We start from the raw sequence: 19911 nt of genomic DNA, 5'->3' as shown, positions 1-19911 counted from the left end.
GTGGGAGGTCAGCCGGTGAAACGGAGCCGGCCGACGGTTTCCGCCCCGGTGCCGGGGAAATCGAGGCCGGGCTCGGCGGCGAGGATCGCGCGGTGCAGCGTCTGCAGCCGCGGCGCCGGTTCGAGCCCGAGTTCGGAATTCAGCGAAGCCCGCAGCGCGGCGAATACTTCCAGCGCCCGGGTGCGATTTCCGGAACGGTGCAGGGCGAGCATGAATTGCGCGTGCAACCCTTCGTGAAAAGGATGCAGAAGGACGAGCCCGGCGAGTTCGGAAAGGGTGTCCCGATGCCGGCCGAGGCGCAGTTCCGCCTCGATCTTCCGCTCGAGCACGGTCAGCCGGGACTGTTCCAGCCCGACGACCCGCGCGGTGATCAACGGCCCGTGCTCGACGTCCATCAGCGCCGACCCCTGCCACTGCCCGAGCGCGCGCTGATAGGCGGCGACCGCGGCGGTGTCGTCGCCGACGCTTAGCGCCTGATCGCCCGCGACCTGCCACCGCTGGTATTCGTGCAGGTCCAGCTCGCCGCGGCCGAGCCGGAAGGCATAGCCGCCGCTGCGGGTCTGCAGCAGCTCTTCCGCGACCTCGGCGGACGTCATGCCGAACGCGCGGGCGAACAACCGGCGCAGATGCAGAACGTAGGTCTGCACGAGCGTCGGCCCGCTTTTCGGGGGATTGTCGCCCCAGATCTCCGCCATCAGCGTCCCGGCGGCCACCGTCCGGTTGTCGTTGAGCAGAAGCAGGGAAAGAACGGTGCGCGGTTTGCGCGCGGTAGGCACCGCGGAAACCGCGTCGCGGAATAGCGAAAGCGGCCCCAATATCTCGACTCGCACCCTGCCCAACTCCCTGGATTAGCCCACGTGCCAGATTCCGCCGAGCGGTCGATCGACTTCTTCACGGTAATCGCGGGAAGGAACGCGATTCGTCTCCGGAGCTGCTCGGCCAGCCGGGTTAGGCGGGGGAGGTCCGGGGAGGGGTTTCGAGGGAATCGGCTTCCGGTGGGAAGCCCGCTTTCGCGGGCTCCGGAGGCGAGGCGATGCTGCGGGAAGCCCCGTGCCGCGGACGGGCAGTGCGACCGTGCTTGCTCGTGTTCCCGGCCATGGCGAGCAAATGCGCTCGGGTCCCCTCCGCGCGCGGGCGTCGGCGGTGCCGCGGAGAAGAGCCCGTCAGAAAGGAACGGGATCGCAGGCGCGGGACCCGAGATCCCGTCGCTTGGTGCCGCTCAGCGCCCGCCGCGCCGCCGACCTATAACACGACCGTGCCTTCTCATGCTTCCCGGCCATGGCAAGTAAATGCACTCGCGCCACGTCGACCCCCGGCGTGTGTTGCCAGCGCGCCCTCTGCGCGCGGGCATCGGTGGGCGGCGAGGCGGGGCTGCGGAGAAGAGTCCCGTCAGGAAGGTGCGGGATCGTAGGGTGCGGCGCGGGATCCGAGATCCCATCGCTCCAGAGAACTCAGTGCCCGTCATGCCGCCGACCGGGAATGCGAAGCGTACTTGCGCGTGCTCCTCGGCCATCGCGAGCAAATGCGCCCGCACCACGTCCACCCGATGGTGTGTTGCCCGCCCGTCCCTCCGCGCGCGGGCGTCGGCGGGCTGCGGAGAAGAGTCCGTCAGCAAGGTGCGGGATCCCGTCGCTCCAAGCCGCTCAGTGCCCGCCAACCCCCCGACCGGCAGTTCCGTCAGGAAGACGCGGGATTCTCCGGCGCAGCACGGGATTCGAGATACCGCTGCTCCGGCACGCTCAACGTCCGCCGTGCCGCCGACCGGTAATACGACCGTGCCTTCTCGTGCTCCCCGGCCATGTCGAGCAGATGCGCCCGCACCACGTCGACCCGGTGGTGCGACGCCAGTGCCGCGTCCCCGGCGATCCCGTCCAGCTGGCGGAGCCCCTCCGCCGGTCCGTGCACCATCGCGACCGCGACGATGCGGTTCAGTGCCGCGACCGGGCTCGGGGCGATGCCGAGCAGCAGGTCGTACAGGCCGAGGATCTGCGGCCAGTCGGTGTCCTCCGCGCGCGCGGCCTCGTCGTGCACCGCGGCGATCGCGGCCTGGATCTGGTACGGGCCGAGCCTGCTGCTGGCCAGCGTCTTGCCGATCAGCTCGAGTCCCTCGGCGATCGCGGCGGAGTCCCACAGCGAGCGGTCCTGTTCGGCGAGCGGCACCGCGCTGCCGTCGGACCGGGTGCGGGCCGGGCGGCGGGCGTCGGTCAGCAGCATGAGCGCCAGCAGGCCGGCGACCTCTCCGTCGTGGGGGACCTGGGCGTGCAGCTGCCGGGTGAGGCGGATGGCCTCGGCCGTCAGCTCCACCCGGTTCAGCGAGGTGCCCGAACTCGCGGTGTAGCCCTCGTTGAAGATCAGGTACAGCACCTGCAGCACCGCGCTCATCCGGGCGGCCTGCTTCTCCGGCGGCGGCATCCGGAACTGCGCCCCGCTCGCGCTGATCCGCTTCTTCGCCCGGTTGATCCGCTGGCTGACCGTCTTCTCCGGGACGAGGAACGCCCGGCCGATCTCCGCGGTGGTGAGCCCGCCGACCGCGCGCAGGGTCAGCGCGAGCTGCGCCGGTTCGCTCAGCTCCGGATGGCAGCACAGCATCAGCAGGGTGAGCGTGTCGTCGACGGCCGGGACCGGTTCGGGCTGCGGCAGCGCCAGGATCGCGGCGGTGTTCTCGCGCTGCTGGCGGGCCGCGTCGCTGCGCTGGAGGTCGATGCGCCGGCGCGAGGCCGCGGTGATCAGCCAGTTCTTCGGGTTGTCCGGCATGCCCTGCTTCGGCCACTGCAACGCGGCCGCCAGCAGCGCCTCCTGCACGGCGTCCTCGCAGAGCGCGAAGTCGCCGAACCGGCGGCAGACGGCGTTGAGCACCTGCGGCGTGAGATCGCGCAGCAGGTGCTCGAAGCCGTGTGCCGCGGTCAGAGATCCATCGCCTTCACGTCGAGGATCGGCCGCACCTCGATCTTCCCGTACTGCGCGTCCGGGACCCGCGCGGCGTGCTCGAGCGCGCGCTCCATGCTGTCGCATTCGACCAGGTAGAAGCCGACCAGATGCTCCTTGACCTCGGCGAACGGCCCGTCGCTCGCCACCGCCTTCCCGTCGAGCACGGTGACGCACTTGGCCATCGCCGGGTCCGCGAGCCCCTCGCTGAGGATCAGTTCGCCGGACTCCTCGAGCGTGCGGTTCAGCGCCATGTGCCCTCGGCCGAACTCGGCCCGCTTCTCGTTGGGCAGCTCTTCCCAGATCTCCCGGAACTTCGGGTTGCTGTGGATCATGATCAGGTACCGCACGCGGGGCCCCTCCGCCGTCTCGAAAATTTCCGGAGTTTTTTCCGCGGCCGTGTCGCTTCCGGCAGTCCCGGCTCCGACGTCCCCAGTGTAAGGAGCCCGCCCGGCGCCGGAGAGCGCGCGGTCGGTCCGCGTAAGAAGGAGCATAGTGGTGCGAAAGATCGTGGCAGGACTGTCCGTCTCGCTGGACGGCGTGACCGACTCCCCTCCGGACTGGATGATGCAGAGTCCCGAGATGGACGAGGTCATCCACACCGGCATCGCCGAGTCCGACGCCATCCTGCTCGGCCGGAACACCTACGTGGACTTCGCCCGGCTGTGGCCGGGCATGGGGGACTCGTTCCCGATGGCCGCGTTCATGAACAACACCCCGAAGTACGTCGTGTCGAGCACGCTGACCGAGCTGGACTGGAACGGCTCGACCCTGCTCGGCGGCGACCTGGCGGCCGAGCTGACCGCGCTCAAGGACAAGCCGGGCCGCAACATCCAGATCCCCGGCAGCCCGAAGCTCGTGCGCTCGCTGCTGCTGGCGGGCCTGCTGGACGAGCTGAGCCTGCTGATTCACCCGATCGTGCTCGGCTCGGGCGCGCGGCTGTTCGAGGAGCCCTCCGACCGGGCCGACCTCGAACTGACCGCGTCCAGGACGTTCGGGAACGGCGTCATCTCGGTGACGTACCGCCCGAAGCGGGGCTGAGGCGGATGCGCGCCCGGGAACGGGCTGAGCGAGGAGGAAGACGATGACCGCGGAGCCGAACGAGAAGGCCGTGCACCAGGGGGATCCGGCCGGCCCGCCGGACCCCCGGAGATGGCGCACCCTCGCCGTGCTGGGCCTGGTCCAGTTCATGCTCATCCTCGACGTGACGGTCGTGAACATCGCGCTGCCGCGGATCCAGGACACGCTCGGCTTCTCGTCGGCCGGGCTGGCCTGGGTCGTCAACGGCTACGTCGTGATGGCGGGCGGGCTGCTGCTGCTCGGCGGCAGGCTCGCCGACGTCTTCGGGCGGCGGCGGCTGTTCATGACCGGCGTCGTGGTGTTCGGCGTGGGCTCGGTGGTCTGCGGGGCCGCGGCGAACCCGGCCACGATGGTGACTGGCCGGTTCGTGCAGGGGCTGGGCGAGGCGCTCACCGCGCCGGCCGCGCTCGGGCTGATCGCGCTGCTGTTCACCGACGCCAAGGAACGCGGCAAGGCGTTCGGGATCTGGGGCGGCCTCGCCGGGCTCGGCGGCGTCACCGGCTCGGTGCTGTCCGGCGTGCTGGTCGACCTCGTGTCGTGGCGGTGGATCTTCCTGATCAACGTTCCGGTCGCGGTGGTCGCGCTCGTCCTGGTCCCGATGCTGACGTCGGAAAGCCGGATGACCCGCGTGCGCGCCCGGCTGGACTTCAGCGGCGCGATCGTCGGGACGCTCGGGCTCAGCGCGGTCGTCTACGGCCTGCTGCAGGCGGTTTCCCGTTCGTGGGGAGCGTGGCAGGTGCTCGTCCCGCTGCTCGGCGGGCTCGCCGCGCTGGCCGCGATGCTCGCGATCGAATCCCGTTCGGCGGCCCCGCTGATCCCGCTGAGCTTTTTCGCCAACCGCACCCGGCTGGTGGCGAACGTCGCCACCTTGGTCAGCACCGGCGGGTTCTTCACCTATTCCTATCTGCTGACCATGTACGAACAACAGGTGCTGCATTACAGCCCGCTCACCGGCGGGCTGTCGTATCTGCCGTTCGGGTTCGCGATCGGCCTCGGCATCGGAGCGAACAACGCGCTGATGCCGAAGCTGGGCGTGCGGGCGACGCTCGCGATCGGATTCGTCGGTTCCGCGGTGGGGCTTTTCCTCACCGGGATGATCGACGCCGATTCCGGGTACGTCGGCGGCGTGCTGCCCGGCATGATCATTCTCGGCGCGTTCACCGGGATCGCGATCCCGGCGTCGACGAGCGCCGCGCTGCACGAGGTGGACACGGAGAACTCCAGCCTCGCCTCGGCGGTGCAGAACGTCATGCAACAGGTCGGCGCCGCGGTCGGGATCGCCTGCCTGGTCGCGCTCGCGCTGACGCACACCACCGGCCAGCTGCGGTCCGGCGCGGCGCCGGACGCCGCGGCGGCCAGCGGATTCGCGCTCTCGTTCTGGGTCGGCGCGGCACTCATGGCGGCCGCCGCCGTGCTGGTGCTGGCGCTGCTCGGCAACCCCAAGGCCGCGGAATGGGGCGCACCGAAAGAAAACCCGGCGCCCGCGTGACGGCGCGCCGATTCCCGAATTGAAGGAGCAAACAGTGTTCGACACCAGCAAGGCATTCAGCGGGTTCTCGGTGGACGACGTCCCGGTGGCGAAGAAATTCTACGCCGATACCCTCGGCATCGAGGTCACCGAAAACTGGGGCATGCTGCGCCTGCATTTCGGCGAGGGCCGGGAGGTGCTGGTCTACCCGAAGGGCGACAAGCACGTCCCCGCCGAGTACACCGTCCTCAATTTCCCGGTGGACGACATCGACAAGGCGGTCGCTGACCTCGGCGCGGCGGGCGTTTCCTTCGAGCCGTTCGACGGCGTGGACGAAAAAGGCGTGTTCCGGCTCGGCGGCCCGCTCATCGCGTGGTTCAAGGACCCGGCCGGAAACATTCTTTCCGTCGTCCAGGAAAACTGAAAGCGAATCCGGACGGAAACTTGTTGACAGAACTCCGGCGGTATTTGTAAGGTGGAATTCGGGCGGTGGAAGCGAATGCCCCCGCCCGAATTCCCGGGAAATCCCATTCGGAAACCGTGAGAACGGAGTTGTCATGGTCATGTCCAAGGCGCGCGTGAAGGTCGCTCTCGCCGCGGCTGCCGGTGTTTCGGTGCTGCCGCTGCTGGCGTCTGCCGCTTCGGCCGAGCCCGCGGCGCCGGCGGTCGTGGTGTCGCCGGCCACTGGCCTCAGCGACGGCCAGTCGGTCACGGTCACCGCGACCGGCTTCGGGGCGAACGCCACTCTGACGATCTCGGAGTGCACGCCCGCGGCGAACAACGCCGGAGCGTGCAAGGAGGTTCCGCCGCTGACGTTCACCACCGACGCCAGCGGTTCGGGCAGCACCACCTATGTCGTGAAGAAGAGCTTCGCCGCCAAGCTGCCGGACGGCACCGACGCCGGCACCGTCGACTGCGGCACCGCGGTCTGCTTCATCGGGGTCCGCGATTCCTCGCTGCAGGGCGGCGGGCAGCAGATCTTCTTCTCGTAAGGCCAGCACGCCGGCGGTTCCGGGGCGCCCCGGAACCGCCGGCGCATCCACTTTTTCCGGGCGCACGGGCAGGGAACGGAGCAGGGCAATCTACGGGGACATCGAGATCGTCGGCGCACGCGAGAACAATCTCAAAAACGTGTCGCTGACCATTCCCAAGCGCAAGATCACCGTGTTCACCGGGGTGTCCGGATCGGGCAAGTCCTCGCTCGTGTTCGGGATCATCGCGGCCGAATCGCAGCGGCTGATCAACGAGACCTACCCGCTGTTCGTCCAGGCCCTGCTGCCGCATTACGGAAGGCCGGAAGCGGATTCGGTGGAAAACCTGTCGGCGGCGATCGTCATCGACCAGAAACGGTTCGGCGGCAACACCCGCTCGACGGTCGGCACCGCCACCGACAGCCACGCCCTGCTGCGGCAGATCTTCGCCCGCTGCACCGGCGGCGGCAAGCTCGGCGCCCGCGCCTTCTCCTTCAACGACCCGCAGGGCGTGTGCCCGGACTGCGAGGGCATCGGCCAGGTGTCCGCGGTGGACGTCGACGCGCTGGTCGACCGGGACAAATCGATCAACGAGGGCCCGATCCGGTTCCCGACCTTCGCGGTCGACTCGCGGTTCTGGGGCCTGATGGTCAACTCCGGCTTCTTCGACAACGACAAGAAGCTGCGGGACTTCACCGAGGACGAATGGCACAAGCTGGTCCACCTCGGCGACACCAAGATCGACATCGTCTACGCGGGCAAGACCTTCAAGGCCACCTACGAGGGCCTGATCCCGCGGTTCAAGAAGAACTACCTGGCCAAGGGCGTCGAAGGGCTGCAACCGCACCTGCGCAAGGACTACGAGCGGGTGGTCACCACGCAGCCGTGCTCGCTGTGCGGCGGCACCCGGCTGAGCCAGGCGGCGCTGGCCGCGAAGCTCGACGGCAAGAACATCGCGGACTGCACCGCGATGGAGGTCGCCGACCTGGCCGCGTTCGTCCGGGGGATCACGAAGCCGGAGGTCGCGCCGCTGGTCGCCGCGCTCGGCGAACGGCTGGAGAGCCTCGAGCGCATCGGGCTGGGCTACCTGACGCTGGACCGGCAGAGCTCCACGCTGTCCGGCGGCGAATCGCAGCGGGTCAAGATGGTGCGCCACCTCGGATCGAGCCTCACCGACCTGACCTACGTCTTCGACGAGCCCAGCGTGGGACTGCACCCGCACGACCTGCACCGGCTCAACGAGCTGTTCCGCAGGCTGCGGGACAAGGGGAACACCGTGCTGGTGGTCGAGCACAAACCGGAGATCATGGCGATCGCCGACCACATCGTCGACCTCGGCCCCGGCGCGGGCGCGGCCGGCGGCGAGGTCGTCTTCGAGGGCGAGTTCGCGGCGCTGGCCTCCTCCGGAACGCTGACCGGGCAGCACCTGAGCCGGCACGCGGAGGTGAAGGCCAGCCCGCGCAAGCCCACCGGGAAGCTGCTGATCGAAAACGCCTCGCTGCACAATCTGAAGGACGTCACCGTCGAACTGCCCGAGGGCGTCCTCACCGTGGTCACCGGGGTGGCCGGGTCCGGCAAGAGCTCGCTCGTGCAGGGCTGCCTTCCGGCGAGCTACCCGGACTGCACGATCATCGACCAGAACGTCGCGAGCGGGTCGAGGCGGTCCAACCTGGCCACCTACACCGGGATGCTCGACCCGATCCGGAAGGCCTTCGCGTCGGCGAACAAGGTGAGCGCGGCCCTGTTCAGCGCCAACTCCGAAGGGGCCTGCGCGGACTGCCAGGGCCTCGGCGTGATCTACACCGACCTGGCCCAGCTGGACCCGGTGGTCACGACGTGCGAGACCTGCGCGGGCAAGCGGTTCACCGCCGAGGTGCTGCGGTACCAGCTGCGCGGCCGGGACATCAGCGAGGTGCTGGGGCTGTCGGTGGCGGAGGCCCGCGAGTACTTCACCGAGAAGCCGATCCTGCGCACGCTGAAGACCCTCGAGGAGGTCGGGCTCGGCTATCTGACGCTGTGGCAGCCGGTGAGCACGCTGTCCGGCGGCGAGCGCCAGCGGCTCAAACTGGCCGGAGAACTCGGGAAATCCGCGCAGATCTACGTGCTGGACGAGCCGACCACCGGGCTGCACATGAACGACGTCGACACGCTGATCGGCCTTCTCGACCGGCTGGTGGACGCGGGCAGCACGGTGGTGGTGATCGAGCACAACCTCGAGGTGATCGCCAGGGCGGACTGGATCGTCGACCTCGGCCCCGGGGCCGGGCGCGACGGCGGGAGCGTCGTGTTCGAAGGCCCGCCCGCGAAGCTGCTCAAGAACAAGAAGTCGCTCACCGCGCGGTATCTGCGCGAACGGCAGAAGTGAGGCGGACGTGCCGGTCGCGTTTCCCGGGGAGTCGCCGGAGTACCGAGCCGCTCGCGACGCGCTGCTGCGGCGGGAGATCGAACTGCGCCGGCTGACCGAGGAGGTCGCCGAAGCGCGCCGCCGCCTGCCGCCCGGCGGGGAGGTGCCGCAGGATTACGTCTTCCGCCGCGTCGACCCTGGCGGCGAAGCGCCGTACGTGCGGTTGTCCGAGCTGTTTTCCCCTGGCCGGGATTCGCTCGCCGTCTACAGCTTCATGTTCGGGCCGGACCGGGCCGAGGCGTGCCCGATGTGCACGTCGCTGCTCGACGGGCTGGAGGGCGTGGCCGAGCACGTCGGCAGGCAGGCGGACTTCTGGGTGGTCGCGAGTTCGAGCACGGACCGGCTGCGGGAATTCGCGGCCGGCCGGGGATGGCGGCGGCTGCGCCTGCTGTCCACCGCGGGCAACGACTACAACCGGGACTACTTCGGGCGCACGCCGGAGGGCCACGAAACCTCGATGCTGAACGTGTTCCGCCGGACCGGCGGGTCCGTCCGGCATTTCTGGGGCTCCGAACTGTTCTACGAGCCGCCCGAGCCCGGACAGGACTTCCGCGCGCTCGACCCGCTCGGAGCGCTGTGGAACCTGCTCGACTTCCTCCCCCAGGGGCGCGATCCGCACTGGCGCCCGAAGCTGAGCTATTCCTGACGTGCTCCCGGGAAAACCCGGTTCCCGCCCGAGGGGACCGGGTTTTTCCGTGCCCGGCTTCTCCTCCCGCGCCCGGACGCGGCGCCCGGACAGGCGAGAAGACGCTGCGCGGGATCCCCCGTGGTGTTCTGGTTCGCGCACAGTGCCGAACCGCCCGTCCGTCCACTTCGGACTCAAGCCGGGCCGACGAGGAGTTGCCATGTCCATGGGTGAGGACGAGCGCAGGACGATGACGCTGGAGGCCTTCGCCGACACCATCGTCCCCGGCGCGAAACGCAGTCCGGACGACCACGCGATCGCCGGTGCGGCAGCGGGTCCGGGCGCGGTCGAAGCGGGCGCGCTGGAGGTGCTGGAACTGCCCGCGCCGGGATTGTCCGCGGGGCTGCCCGATTTCGCCGCGCGGCTCGACGAGCACGCGACGGAATACGCAGGCCGGCACGGATTGACCCTCGACGCGGCGCTTCCGCCTTTCGTCGCGCTGCCGCATCCGCATCGCGCCCGGCTGGTCGCGAAGCTGACGGCGCCGGGGCATCCGGAGAAGGACGGCTGGGTGCTGCTCGCCTTGTTCAGCAACATGGCCTTCGACACCGCTCCGCACCTGCACACCGGCGAGGCGCTCGCGGCGGGCCACCCCGGGCTGACCGCGATGGGGTTCGCGCGGCCCGGATCCGACGGGCTGTGGCGGTTCCCGAAGTTCTCCTACCGCAGGCAGCTCGCCCGGCCGCATCCCGCCACGACGGCGTCGGGGAGCCCGGCGTGAACGCGGTGGAGAGCGTCGACGCGGTGGTGATCGGCAGCGGGTTCGGCGGCGCGATCGCGGCCTACTACCTGGCCGCCGGCGGCGCGCGGGTGGTCGTGCTGGAGCGCGGCCCGTGGCTGGCCGGCGCCGACTTCGACCACGACTACCTGCTCGGTTCCAGCTACACGCGGGTCTTCGATTTCGTCGCGGGCGACGGGATGAGCGTGCTCGGCGGCAACTGCGTCGGCGGCGGCAGCGTGGTCTATTTCGCGGCTTTGCCGCGGGCGCCGCGATTCGTGTTCGAACGCCGCGGCAGCATCGGCAGGCGGATGTGGCCTGCCGAGATCACCCGGGACACCCTGGATCCTTGGTACGACCGGGTTTCCGCGGCGATCCCGGTGTCCCAGCAGGGCTGGGACGACGTCTCCTACGCGGGCGGCCTGTGGGCCGCGGCCTGCGACCACGCCGGGGGAACGGCGAATCCCGTCCCGGTGGGCGTCGACAATTCCCTCTGCACCAACTGCAACTGGATGATGGCGGGCTGCCGGTTCGACGCGAAGCGCTCGCTGCTGTTCAACTACCTTCCCGGCGCGCTCGCGCACGGCGCCGAGATCCGGCCGCTGCACGAGGCGGAGCGCATCGCCCGCAACGACGACGGCGGCTACCGGATCCACTACGAACTGGTCGACGACGTCGACTACCGCGTGCACACCGGGTCCGGCGCGATCGACGCGAAGATCGTCGTCGTCGCCGCCGGGGCCGGGGCGACGCCGGTGCTCCTGCAGCGCTCGGCCGAGGGACTGGGCGCGCTGCCGGAGGCGGTCGGCCGGTACTTCTCGGGCAACGGGGAACGGCTCAACACCGCGGTGATCGACGAGGACCGGGTGCGCGAGGTGCTCGGCCTCGACCGCGGCGACGGACGGGCGTACGAGGCCAACCAGATCGGGAAGGGCCCGGTGGTCGCCAACTGGGACCACCTCGACGGCTCGCTGCCGGAGTACTCGCGGTATTCGCTGGAGCAGCTGTACTTCCCGCCCGGGCTCGGCACGATTCTCGCGCAGGCGCCCGGGAGCCCGGCGCCGAGCTGGTTCGGGCCGGACAAGAAGAAAATGCTCGAACAGTGGCAGTCGTGGCTGACGGTCTTCTCGATGATCGAGGACGACAACGAGGGCGTTTTCGGCCCGCCGCCGCCGACCGGCAACGCGTACCGGATCTCGCAGCAGATGCTCGGCCGCGGCACGCTTTCCTACCGGCCGACCGAGAACACGCTGCGCGCCTGGGCGGAATCGGACGCCGAGGTGAAGCGGATCATCGAGGGCGCCGGGCTCGGGAAGGTCGCGCCGTGGACGAACGACCTCGTGGGCGCCTACACCGTGCACCCGCTCGCCTCGTGCCGGATCGGGGACGATCCGCGCACCTCGGCGCTGACCCCCGGCCACGAACTGCGCGGCCACCCCGGCATTTTCGTCACCGACGGCTCGGCGGTGCCGGGCGCGCTCACCGTGAATCCCGCGCTGACCATTTCCGCGCTGGCCGAACGCGCGATGCCGGGCATCCTTCGGGCGGCCCGCGAGCGGGGCGTCGACGTCAGCGACGGCGCGCCGGTCCCGGTCCCGTCCGCCGTTCCGGCGCGGCCGGGCGGAGTCTCCCGGTGAGCCTGCTCGACCGGGCGCTGCTCGCCGCCCTGCGCCGGGCGCCGTCCCGGGTCCGGCACGGTCTCGCCGGCCGGCCCGGACCCGGTCCGGCCGGCGAGGTCCGGCGGCAGATGGAGCGCGACTTCGGCCTGTTCGCGCCGCCGATCGCGCTGCACGCGTCCTCGCCGCCGGTGCTCGCGGCGGCGTGGGCGATGCTGCGGGAGACGCTGCTGCACGGCTCGGTGCCGAGGCCGGTCAAGGAAACGCTCGCCACCGAGATCTCGGCGGCGAACTCCTGTCCGTATTGCGTCGAGGTGCACGGCACGGTGCTCTCCGCGGTGACCGGCGGACAGCCCGGAGCGGGCCCGGTCGCGGAATGGGCCAGAGCGAGCGTCCGTCGGGACACCGCCCGGTCCGCGGCACTGCCGGGCACCGCGGCGCAGGCGCCGGAATTCCTGGGCGTCGCAGTGACTTTCCATTACCTCAACCGCATGGTGAACGTGTTCCTCGAGGCCTCGCCGCTGCCGCCGTCCGCGCGGGCCGGGCTGCGCGAGGGCGCGCTGCGGGCGCTCGGCCGGTCGTTGGCCGGCCCGGCGACCGCGCCGTGTCGGCCGGGGGAGGCCACGGCGCTGCTGCCGCCGGCCGCACTTCCGGGTGTTTTGGCTTGGGCGGCACCGAATCCGGTGCTCGCCGACGCCTTCGCGCGGGTCGCGGCCGCGATGGAAGCCGCGGGCGAGCGATCCGTCCCGGAACCGGTGCGCGCTGTGGTCCTGGAGCGGCTGCGGGAGTGGGACGGCGCACCGCCGGGCCTCGGGGCCGAGCTTTTCGCGCGCCTCCCGGCCGAACACGAGGCGGCGGGCCGGCTCGCGTTGCTGACGGCCTTCGCGCCGTACCGGATCGACGACGGGCTCGTCGCGCGTTTCCGGGCGACCGGCGGGACCACCGCGGCGTTGGCGGAGCTGACCGCCTGGGCGGCGTTCGCCGCGGCCCGCACGGCCGGTTCCTGGTCGGCACCGGAGGAGATGCCCGGCGGAGCGCGCCGGTGAAGAGTTGGCTCGCAGCAGAACAGACGAAAGGAAAGCCATGACGGCGATGCCCCGAGTCCTGTCCGACTTTCTCGCCGAAGGCGACGACCTCGAAGACCTGCTGGCCGGACTGGCCCCGGAGCACTGGCGGCTGCCGACGCCGGCGCCGGGCTGGACGGTCGCGCACCAGGTGGCGCATCTCGCGTCGGTGTTCCGGATGGCCGCGCTGTCGGCGGGGGACCCGGAGCGGTTCGCCGCGATGGCCGCCGGGCTCAGCGACGACTTCGAGGCCAACGTCGCCGCGGCGCTCGCCGGGTACCTCGGCGATCCGCCGGACCGGCTGCTGCGCCGGTGGCGGGAGGAACGCATCGCCGCCGCGAAGGCGCTCGGCTCCGGCCCGCTGGACCGGATCGTGCCCTGGCTGGTCCGCCCGATGCCGGCGAGTTTCCTCGGCGCGGCGGGCGTGATGGAGCTGTTCGCGCACGGCCAGGACGTCGCGGACGCGGTCGGCGTGCGCCGCGAATACACCGACCGGATCGAGCATCTCGTCGGATTCGCCGTCCGCAACCGGGATTTCGGGTTCGAGGTGCGCGGGCTCGCCGCGCCGAAGGACCCGTTCCGCTTCGAACTGACCGCGCCGTCGGGAGCCCAGTGGGCTTACGGCCCGGCGGACGCGCCGCAGCGGGTCACCGGGTCCGCGGTCGACTTCTGCCTGCTGACCACGCGCCGCAGGCACCGCGACGACCTGGACGTGCGCGCGGAGGGCCGGGACGCCGACCGCTGGCTGGACGTCGCGCAGGCGTACCGGGGCCCCTCGGGCGAGGGCAGGCGGCCCGGGCAGTTCCGGATGGCCGAGGCGGACTGACATGACGACGGTTTCGGGACCGGCCAGGACGAGCTGGCGGGGAGTGCTCGCGCTGGCCGCGGCGGTGGTCGTGGCCGCTTCGGCGTGGGGTTTCTTCCGGGCGTTCGACATGTCCGGGATGGAGTCGATGGGCCCGATGGATTCCGTGGGGCCGATGGATTCGATGGACTCGACGGGGTCGGCGGCCGACCGGAGGCTGCACGGCATGGCGCTGGCCGACATGCCGGAGATGTTCGTCGCCGGAGCGGCCTTGCTGCTGGCGCTGGTCGCCGCGCTGGTCCTCGGCCGGAAGCGGCCCGCGCCGGCCGTCTTGCCGCAGCCGACGGTGCGCGGACGGCGGATGATCGCGGCGGTCGCCACGGCCGCGCTGACGATCGACATCAGCAAGACCTCGACGCTGGGCTTCGTCATCCCCGGCCTGCGCACGGAATACGGCATCGACGCCTCGACCGCGTCGCTGCTGGCGGTGAGCGGGCTGTCCGGCACCGCGCTGGGCGCGCTGGCGTTCAGCCAGCTGGCCGAGCGCATCGGCAGGCGGGCCTGCTACCTGCTCGCCACGCTCGGGTTCACCGCGACCAGCATGTGCGGCACCATGCCGGACTTCGGCGGCAACGTGGTGATGTGCTTCCTGATGGGCATCGCGGTCGGCGGGCTGGCCCCGATGCTGATCACCGTGCTCAGCGACCTCTTCCCGGGACGCGGCAGGGGAGCGGTGGTGACCGGGCTGTCGATCGTCGCGACCGCGATCGGCTACCTGATCGCGTCCGGTTCGGCGCTGTGGCTGGAGCCGGTGTACGGATGGCGCGTGCTGTGGCTCATCGGCGCGCCGACCGGACTGCTGCTGGCGGCCGCCGCGGCGGTCATCCCGGATCGGCGGAGCGTCCCCGCGAACCCCGGGCCGGAGACGAACTGGCTGGTCCGGAACACGCTCACGACCCGGCTGCAATGGGTGTTCGCCTTCGCCATCGGCTTGACCACCTTCGGCCTGACCACGTGGGTGCCGACGCTGTCCCGCGTCGGCGGGCTCTCGCTGACCACGGCGAACGCCCTGCTGACCGGATCCGCGGTGGCGATGGTGGTGTGCGCGGGACTGCTGGTGCTCGGCTACCGCCGGTTCGGCCCGACAGGCGTGACGGTCCGGCTGGCCGTGTGCACCGCGGTTCTGCTGCTCGCGCTCGCGGTGTCCGGATGGGCGGTCGCCGCGCCGTGGCTGTCGGCCGCGGTGCTGACGGTCGCCTTGCTGGGCGTCAACACGATGGCCGCGGTGTTCCTCCCGGTCGCGGCCGACGTGACCGAGGACGGCAAGCGCGGCCGGGTCGCCGGGTCGGTGTCGTTCTTCAACCGGCTGGGCGGGCTGACCGGGCCGCTGGTGCTTTCGCTGCTGGTGAAGTCGGTGACGGAGGTGCTGTGGTCGGTCGCGCTCCTGGCGCTGCTGTGCGGTTCGGTCGCGGCCTACACCAGCAGGCGGCAGCGGGTGCTGCGGAAATCCCGGGCCGGGCAGGCCTGACCGGCCGGTTTCGTCCCGGGGGCGCTGCCGGGACCGCCTCGGCGGTTCCGGCAGTACTGTCGCGGGCATGAACGCGTTCCAGGCGTGCCTCTGGGTGTTCGCGGGCGTCTGCGCCGGCTGCTGGCTGCTGTCGGTGCTCACCAGGGAGTACTCCTGGGTGGACCGGATCTGGTCGGTCGTCCCGGTGGGGTACGCAGGGATCTTCGCCGGGCACGCGGGATTCGCGGACGCCCGGCTGAACCTGCTGTTCGCGCTCGTTTTCCTGTGGGGCGCGCGGCTGACGTTCAACTACGCCCGCAAGGGCGGCTACGCGCCCGGCGGCGAGGACTACCGCTGGGCGGTGCTGCGCGGCCGGATGGCCCCGTGGCAGTTCCAGCTGTTCAACTTCTTCTTCATCACGCTCTACCAGAACGCGCTCCTGCTGCTCATCACGCTTCCCGCGGGGACCGCGCTCGAGCATCGGACGCCGCTGGGCATCGCCGACGTCGTGCTGGCCGTCGCGTTCCTGGCCTGCCTGGCCGGCGAGACGATCGCGGACCAGCAGCAGTGGAACTTCCACCAGTGGAAGAAGCGCGAGACGGCCGCCGGGCGGACTCCCGACCCGCGGTTTGCGCAGACCGGGCTCTTCCGGTTTTCCCGCCACCCCAACTTCTTCTTCGAACAAGCGCAGTGGTGGCTGGTGTTCCTGTTCGGCGTCTCCGCGGCGGGCGCGGTCACCTGGACCGTCGCCGGAGCGGTCCTGCTGACGGCGCTGTTCGCCGGTTCGACGATCTTCACCGAGAGCATCACGCTCGGCCGCTACCCGGAGTACGCGGACTACCAGCGGCGCGTTTCGCCGATCGTGCCGTGGTTCCCGCGCCGGCGTCCACTTCGGACTGAGTAGGGGCGGCTCTGTGACCGTCCTCACGCACGTGCCGTGAACCTCCCCGCGGTCCGATGAGTCGGAAAGGATACCGTTCGCCCGGTAGGGTCACGGTTCACACGACTGGGGGTAGTTTCATGATCGGTTTCGAAACCGACCTCGACGATCTGCGCAAGGCGAGCAGGTTCGTCGCGGCCGCCGGGGACGCGGCGGACACGGCACGCGGCGGCGTGCGCGGGCTGGACCTGCCCGACGCGGTCGGCCCGGCCGCCATCGTCGGCTCGATCAACCCGTTCGGCGGCGGCCCGGCCACCGCGTTCGGCGGCTCGCTCGGCATGCCCAAGGTCGCGGCGGCGTACGAAAACCACCGCGCGAAGGTGGAGGAAGCGCTCGCGAAGCTGGCCTTCACGACGCACCAGGCGAGCGAAGCGCTCCAGCGGGTGGCCGAACTGTACGAAACGTCGGACGCCGACGCGCAGTCCGCGGTGCGGCGCGCGGGCGGGGAGGTGCGCTGACGTGAGCGAGCAGGAAGACTACTTCGGGCTCAGCGGCGGCGGGGAAGGCCGTCCGCGCGCGGAGTTGCTCGAAGGCATCAGCGAGGACCTGCAGAAGGGCGCCAACGACGCGCTCGACGGGCTGGAATTCCTGCGCTACGCGGAGTTCTTCAAGTTCTCCATGGCGAACGAGCTGTACGAGGCGTACCAGGACAAGGTCACCGAGGCCTTCCGGGAGTTCTCCGAGGCCGACCTCAAGGACACCGGCGGCGGCCTGCAGGCGATGATCAACTCGTACGAGCCGGTGTGGAAGAACCTCAGCCGCGGGTCGCTCACCGAACTGCGGCGGGCGAAGGAACTGCTGGGTTCGTGGCGCGGCAACGCGGCCGAGGACGTCAAGACCTATCTCGACCGGCTGTCGGAGACCTACGAGGCGCTCGCCGCCGAGATCACCGTCGTGGAGAGCGACCTCGTCGCCAGCCGGGACGCCGTCTGGGCCGCGCGGGACGACCTCAGCTCGCTCGCGATGACGTTCCGCGAGACCGCCGAGAAGTACCAGAAGGCGAAGGCCAAGGAGGGCGAAATCTCCTGGTCGAAGGTGGCGGCGGTGGCCTTCACCGGCGCGCTGGTCGGGATGCTCGCCGTGGTCGCCACCCCGGCCAGCGCCGCGGCTGTCGGGGGCGAGCTGACGATGAGCGCGGTCGGCGCGCAGGCCGCGTTCGCGGGTGCCGGAGCCGGCCTCACCGAGGTGACGGCGCAGGCGTCGGCCAAGGTCGAAGGCGACAACGCGGACGACATCTTCGAGAGCTTCCTCGGCGGCGTGGACAAGATCCGGTCGCACATGCGGGAGTCGGCGGGGCGGCTCGCGGACAAGATCCTCGAGAAGTCGGTCAACCTGCCGCCGGTCCCGAACCCGCCCGACGTGAGCCCCGGCGATTCGTTCGACCCGTCCAACTTCGAGACCTCGAACACCCCGAAGGACACCGAAAAACGGGTCCGGGACCGCAACGTCGACATCGCGCCGGACGGTTCGGTGTCGCAGCCGCTGTCGCCGTCCGCGATGCACTGACGTGGCCGGTCCGGAAGAGCTGCTCCAGGCACTGTCCGCGTTGTCGGTCGAGGCGTGCTCGCCCGACAACGCGGTCACCGCCACCGTCAACACCGACGGTGTCCTCACTGGACTGAACCTGTCCGGCACGGCAAGGAATTTGCCGCCGGACGAGCTGGCCTCACTGGTGCTGCGCACGTACGCCGAAGCTCAGCGGGAGTCGGCGAACCGGACGGCGGCCCTGCTCGCTCCGCTCGGCACCCGCGGCTACGTGATGGACCGGTTGAAGTGGCGGGCCGGGTTCACGCCCGAGGTCGCGCCCGCGACGCCGGTTCCTCGACGGCCCGCTCCGCCCGCTGAGGAGCGGCCGCCTGCTTCGCCTGCTTCGCCGGCCGAGGCGAAACCCGTTGCCACGCCGGTGTCTCGGCGAACGGCGGGAGGATCCGCCGCCGTGCAGGGGGAGGGCGACTACCTCCGCAACCGCACTGCCGACCCCGGGCATCCGGCGGAACCGGAACGCCCGGTGAGCGACGAGGACTGGTACGAGGCGGGCGTGCGGTTCGACGAGGCCTGGTAGCCGTTCAGCCGAGCGTTCCTTCGTCGCCGAGCAGCTTGCGCAGTCCGGGCAGGACGGCGGAAAGGTCTTTGCCAGTACGGAAAGCGACCACCGTCGTCTCGGTCTCGCCGGTGGTGCCGAACAGCGCGACCGTGTCCGCCATCGCGGCGTCGAAGGCCGCTTCCGGATCCGTGGCCTGCCCGCGCAGCCACCGGCGAAGAACGTGGTTGTGCGCCGTCACCACTGCCGCCGCCATGAGTTCGGCGCGCAGTGCGGTGTCCTCTCCGCCGCCCATCCAGCGGTGGACGAATTCCTGGAACAGCCGCTGATACTGCCGCGTTCCGGCGATTTCGCGCGCCCGCAGGGCGGGCACGCTGCGGGTGAGCCGGTACCGGGCCAGCGCCAGGTCGCCTTCCGCGACGTAATGCCGCAGCACCAGCCGCGCGGCTTCGGTGACCGCGACGATCGCGGTGCGCGGGTCGGATCCGGCGAGCCGGGCTTCGATCGCGCTCAGCAGCACCTCGTGGTCGGGGAAGATCACGTCCTCTTTGGACCGGAACGCGCGGAAGAACGTGCTGCGCCCGACGCCCGCGCGGTCGGTGATGTCGTCCACCGTCGTCTGGTCGTAGCCGCGTTCCTCGAACAGCGCGAACGCGGCCTCGGTCAGCCGCTGCTTGGCTGGTTTCTCGGGCATCGGGCCACCTTTCGCACGCACGCTGCGGCCAGCCTAATCCGCCGCCGCCCGGGCCGGGCACAGTGAGGTGGGCCACCCCGGCCTCGCCTACTCGCCGGTACTGAGTACCGTCATCATGAAACCAAGTACCGGAGGGATGGGTGAGGCACGTGGAGCTCGTCGGCGTGGTCGGCTGCGGCCAGATGGGGGCGGGGATCGCCGAGGTGTGCGCGCGGGCCGGCCTGGACGTCGTGGCGGTCGAATCGAGCCGGGCGGCCGCCGACGCGGGCCGGGCGCGGCTGGAGGCGTCGCTGGGCCGGGCCGAGCGCAAGGGGAAGATCGCGTCCGCGGCCGGGGTGCTGGAGCGGATCCGGATCACCGAGAACCTCGACGACCTGGCCGACCGCACGCTCGTCGTCGAGGCGATCGTGGAGAACGAGGCGGTCAAGGCGGAACTGTTCGGGAAACTGGACAAGATCGTCGCCGCGCCGGACGCGGTGCTGGCCTCCAACACGTCGTCGATCCCGATCATGAAGCTCGGCACCGCGACCGAGCGCCCGGCGCAGGTGCTGGGCATCCACTTCTTCAACCCGGTCCCGGTGCTGCCGCTGGTCGAACTGGTGCCGAGCCTGCTCACCGGCGACGAGACCACCGACCGCGCGCGGAAGTTCGCCGAGGAGACTCTCGGCAAGCACGCCATCCTGTGCCAGGACCGCGCCGGGTTCGTGGTGAACGCGCTGCTGATCCCGTTCATCCTCGCCGCGGTGCGCATGCTGGAGTCGGGCTTCGCGACGAAGGAGGCCATCGACGAGGGCCTCGTGCGCGGCGCCGCCCACCCGCAGGGCCCGCTCGCGCTGGCCGACCTGATCGGCTTGGACACCACGAAGGCGGTCGCGGAATCGCTGTACGAGGAGTTCAAGGAGCCGCTGTACGCGCCGCCGCCGCTGCTGGCCCGCATGGTCGACGCCGGCCTGCTGGGCCGCAAGACCGGCCGCGGCTTCTACACCTACTAGG

General features: G+C 70.8%; 20 protein-coding genes. 16 read left to right on the top strand and 4 right to left on the bottom strand.

From position 1 onward, the window contains the following. Positions 1-8: 8 nt before the first annotated feature. The 3 genes from F9C12_RS08730 to F9C12_RS08720 all read right to left on the bottom strand — a co-directional run bounded on the left by F9C12_RS08730 (position 9) and on the right by F9C12_RS08720 (position 3275). On the bottom strand, positions 9-830 hold the full coding sequence (locus tag F9C12_RS08730) for a BTAD domain-containing putative transcriptional regulator (RefSeq protein WP_409465483.1): 822 nt from the start codon (positions 828-830) through the stop codon (positions 9-11). 847 nt (positions 831-1677) lie between these two features. Then, positions 1678-2856, bottom strand: a complete 1179-nt coding sequence (locus F9C12_RS08725) for an RNA polymerase sigma factor (RefSeq protein ID WP_409465482.1) — start codon at positions 2854-2856, stop codon at positions 1678-1680. Between the two features lie 47 nt (positions 2857-2903). After that, positions 2904-3275: a YciI family protein gene (locus F9C12_RS08720; protein WP_409181484.1), complete on the bottom strand. Its 372-nt coding sequence runs from the start codon at positions 3273-3275 to the stop codon at positions 2904-2906. Positions 3276-3423: 148 nt separating this feature from the next. Here F9C12_RS08720 and F9C12_RS08715 point away from each other — a divergent pair, with 148 nt between their 5' ends. From F9C12_RS08715 to F9C12_RS08645, 15 genes are all read left to right on the top strand, one after another. Next, complete coding sequence (locus F9C12_RS08715) at positions 3424-3966, top strand: dihydrofolate reductase family protein (protein ID WP_409181483.1); 543 nt, start codon at positions 3424-3426, stop codon at positions 3964-3966. Between the two features lie 43 nt (positions 3967-4009). Further along, positions 4010-5494 carry a DHA2 family efflux MFS transporter permease subunit gene (locus F9C12_RS08710; protein WP_409465481.1) on the top strand — a complete coding sequence of 495 codons (1485 nt, stop codon included), beginning with the start codon at positions 4010-4012 and terminating at the stop codon, positions 5492-5494. Between the two features lie 34 nt (positions 5495-5528). Next, on the top strand, positions 5529-5897 hold the full coding sequence (locus F9C12_RS08705) for a VOC family protein (RefSeq protein WP_409181481.1): 369 nt from the start codon (positions 5529-5531) through the stop codon (positions 5895-5897). Between the two features lie 133 nt (positions 5898-6030). Beyond that, positions 6031-6465 (top strand): enediyne antibiotic chromoprotein, encoded by a 435-nt coding sequence (locus F9C12_RS08700; RefSeq protein WP_409181480.1) that lies wholly within the window; start codon positions 6031-6033, stop codon positions 6463-6465. Positions 6466-6604: 139 nt separating this feature from the next. Next, positions 6605-8809 carry an ATP-binding cassette domain-containing protein gene (locus F9C12_RS08695; protein ID WP_409465480.1) on the top strand — a complete coding sequence of 735 codons (2205 nt, stop codon included), beginning with the start codon at positions 6605-6607 and terminating at the stop codon, positions 8807-8809. 7 nt (positions 8810-8816) lie between these two features. Next, positions 8817-9494 carry a DUF899 family protein gene (locus F9C12_RS08690; RefSeq protein WP_409181478.1) on the top strand — a complete coding sequence of 226 codons (678 nt, stop codon included), beginning with the start codon at positions 8817-8819 and terminating at the stop codon, positions 9492-9494. A 205-nt stretch (positions 9495-9699) separates the two neighbouring features. Next, positions 9700-10254 carry a DUF5987 family protein gene (locus F9C12_RS08685; protein ID WP_409187032.1) on the top strand — a complete coding sequence of 185 codons (555 nt, stop codon included), beginning with the start codon at positions 9700-9702 and terminating at the stop codon, positions 10252-10254. Then, positions 10251-11888, top strand: a complete 1638-nt coding sequence (locus tag F9C12_RS08680; RefSeq protein WP_409181477.1) for an FAD-dependent oxidoreductase — start codon at positions 10251-10253, stop codon at positions 11886-11888. The genes F9C12_RS08685 and F9C12_RS08680 overlap by 4 nt, the downstream gene beginning before the upstream one ends. Next, positions 11885-12913, top strand: coding sequence for a carboxymuconolactone decarboxylase family protein (locus tag F9C12_RS08675; protein WP_409465479.1), 1029 nt, complete (start codon positions 11885-11887; stop codon positions 12911-12913). The genes F9C12_RS08680 and F9C12_RS08675 overlap by 4 nt, the downstream gene beginning before the upstream one ends. 37 nt (positions 12914-12950) lie before the next feature. Continuing rightward, positions 12951-13757: a TIGR03084 family metal-binding protein gene (locus tag F9C12_RS08670; RefSeq protein ID WP_409465478.1), complete on the top strand. Its 807-nt coding sequence runs from the start codon at positions 12951-12953 to the stop codon at positions 13755-13757. 1 nt (position 13758) lies between these two features. Next, positions 13759-15264, top strand: coding sequence for an MFS transporter (locus F9C12_RS08665; RefSeq protein WP_409465477.1), 1506 nt, complete (start codon positions 13759-13761; stop codon positions 15262-15264). Between the two features lie 67 nt (positions 15265-15331). Then, positions 15332-16147: a DUF1295 domain-containing protein gene (locus F9C12_RS08660; RefSeq protein WP_409181473.1), complete on the top strand. Its 816-nt coding sequence runs from the start codon at positions 15332-15334 to the stop codon at positions 16145-16147. A 116-nt stretch (positions 16148-16263) separates the two neighbouring features. Continuing rightward, entirely contained in the window at positions 16264-16641 is a 378-nt protein-coding gene (locus tag F9C12_RS08655; protein WP_409465476.1) for a hypothetical protein, read from the top strand. A gap of 1 nt (position 16642) precedes the next feature. Next, the gene (locus F9C12_RS08650; protein WP_409465475.1) at positions 16643-17689 is read left to right on the top strand and encodes a hypothetical protein; all 1047 of its coding nucleotides are present in this window, start codon (positions 16643-16645) and stop codon (positions 17687-17689) included. Position 17690: 1 nt separating this feature from the next. Continuing rightward, positions 17691-18245, top strand: coding sequence for a YbaB/EbfC family nucleoid-associated protein (locus F9C12_RS08645; protein ID WP_409465474.1), 555 nt, complete (start codon positions 17691-17693; stop codon positions 18243-18245). A 4-nt stretch (positions 18246-18249) separates the two neighbouring features. Here F9C12_RS08645 and F9C12_RS08640 read toward each other — a convergent pair whose 3' ends face one another. After that, a complete protein-coding gene (locus F9C12_RS08640; protein WP_409181469.1) occupies positions 18250-18918 on the bottom strand; it encodes a TetR/AcrR family transcriptional regulator in 669 nt (222 codons plus the stop codon). Between the two features lie 140 nt (positions 18919-19058). Between F9C12_RS08640 and F9C12_RS08635 the strand changes: the two genes are divergently transcribed. Next, on the top strand, positions 19059-19910 hold the full coding sequence (locus tag F9C12_RS08635; RefSeq protein WP_409465473.1) for a 3-hydroxybutyryl-CoA dehydrogenase: 852 nt from the start codon (positions 19059-19061) through the stop codon (positions 19908-19910). The last annotated feature ends 1 nt before the right edge of the window (position 19911 follow it).

The organism is Amycolatopsis sp. GA6-003, assembly GCF_046267895.1.
Taxonomy (GTDB): domain Bacteria; phylum Actinomycetota; class Actinomycetes; order Mycobacteriales; family Pseudonocardiaceae; genus Amycolatopsis.
This window is presented reverse-complemented; position numbering and strand designations above follow the sequence as displayed.

Excerpts from the sequence above, each read along its gene's own strand:
- F9C12_RS08710 (WP_409465481.1), top strand. The coding sequence starts at position 4,010 with ATGACCGCGGAGCCGAACGAGAAGGCCGTGCACCAGGGGGATCCGGCC.
- F9C12_RS08700 (WP_409181480.1), top strand. The coding sequence starts at position 6,031 with ATGGTCATGTCCAAGGCGCGCGTGAAGGTCGCTCTCGCCGCGGCTGCC.
- F9C12_RS08685 (WP_409187032.1), top strand. The coding sequence starts at position 9,700 with ATGGGTGAGGACGAGCGCAGGACGATGACGCTGGAGGCCTTCGCCGAC.
- F9C12_RS08670 (WP_409465478.1), top strand. The coding sequence starts at position 12,951 with ATGACGGCGATGCCCCGAGTCCTGTCCGACTTTCTCGCCGAAGGCGAC.
- F9C12_RS08665 (WP_409465477.1), top strand. The coding sequence starts at position 13,759 with ATGACGACGGTTTCGGGACCGGCCAGGACGAGCTGGCGGGGAGTGCTC.
- F9C12_RS08660 (WP_409181473.1), top strand. The coding sequence starts at position 15,332 with ATGAACGCGTTCCAGGCGTGCCTCTGGGTGTTCGCGGGCGTCTGCGCC.
- F9C12_RS08655 (WP_409465476.1), top strand. The coding sequence starts at position 16,264 with ATGATCGGTTTCGAAACCGACCTCGACGATCTGCGCAAGGCGAGCAGG.
- F9C12_RS08640 (WP_409181469.1), bottom strand. The coding sequence starts at position 18,918 with ATGCCCGAGAAACCAGCCAAGCAGCGGCTGACCGAGGCCGCGTTCGCG.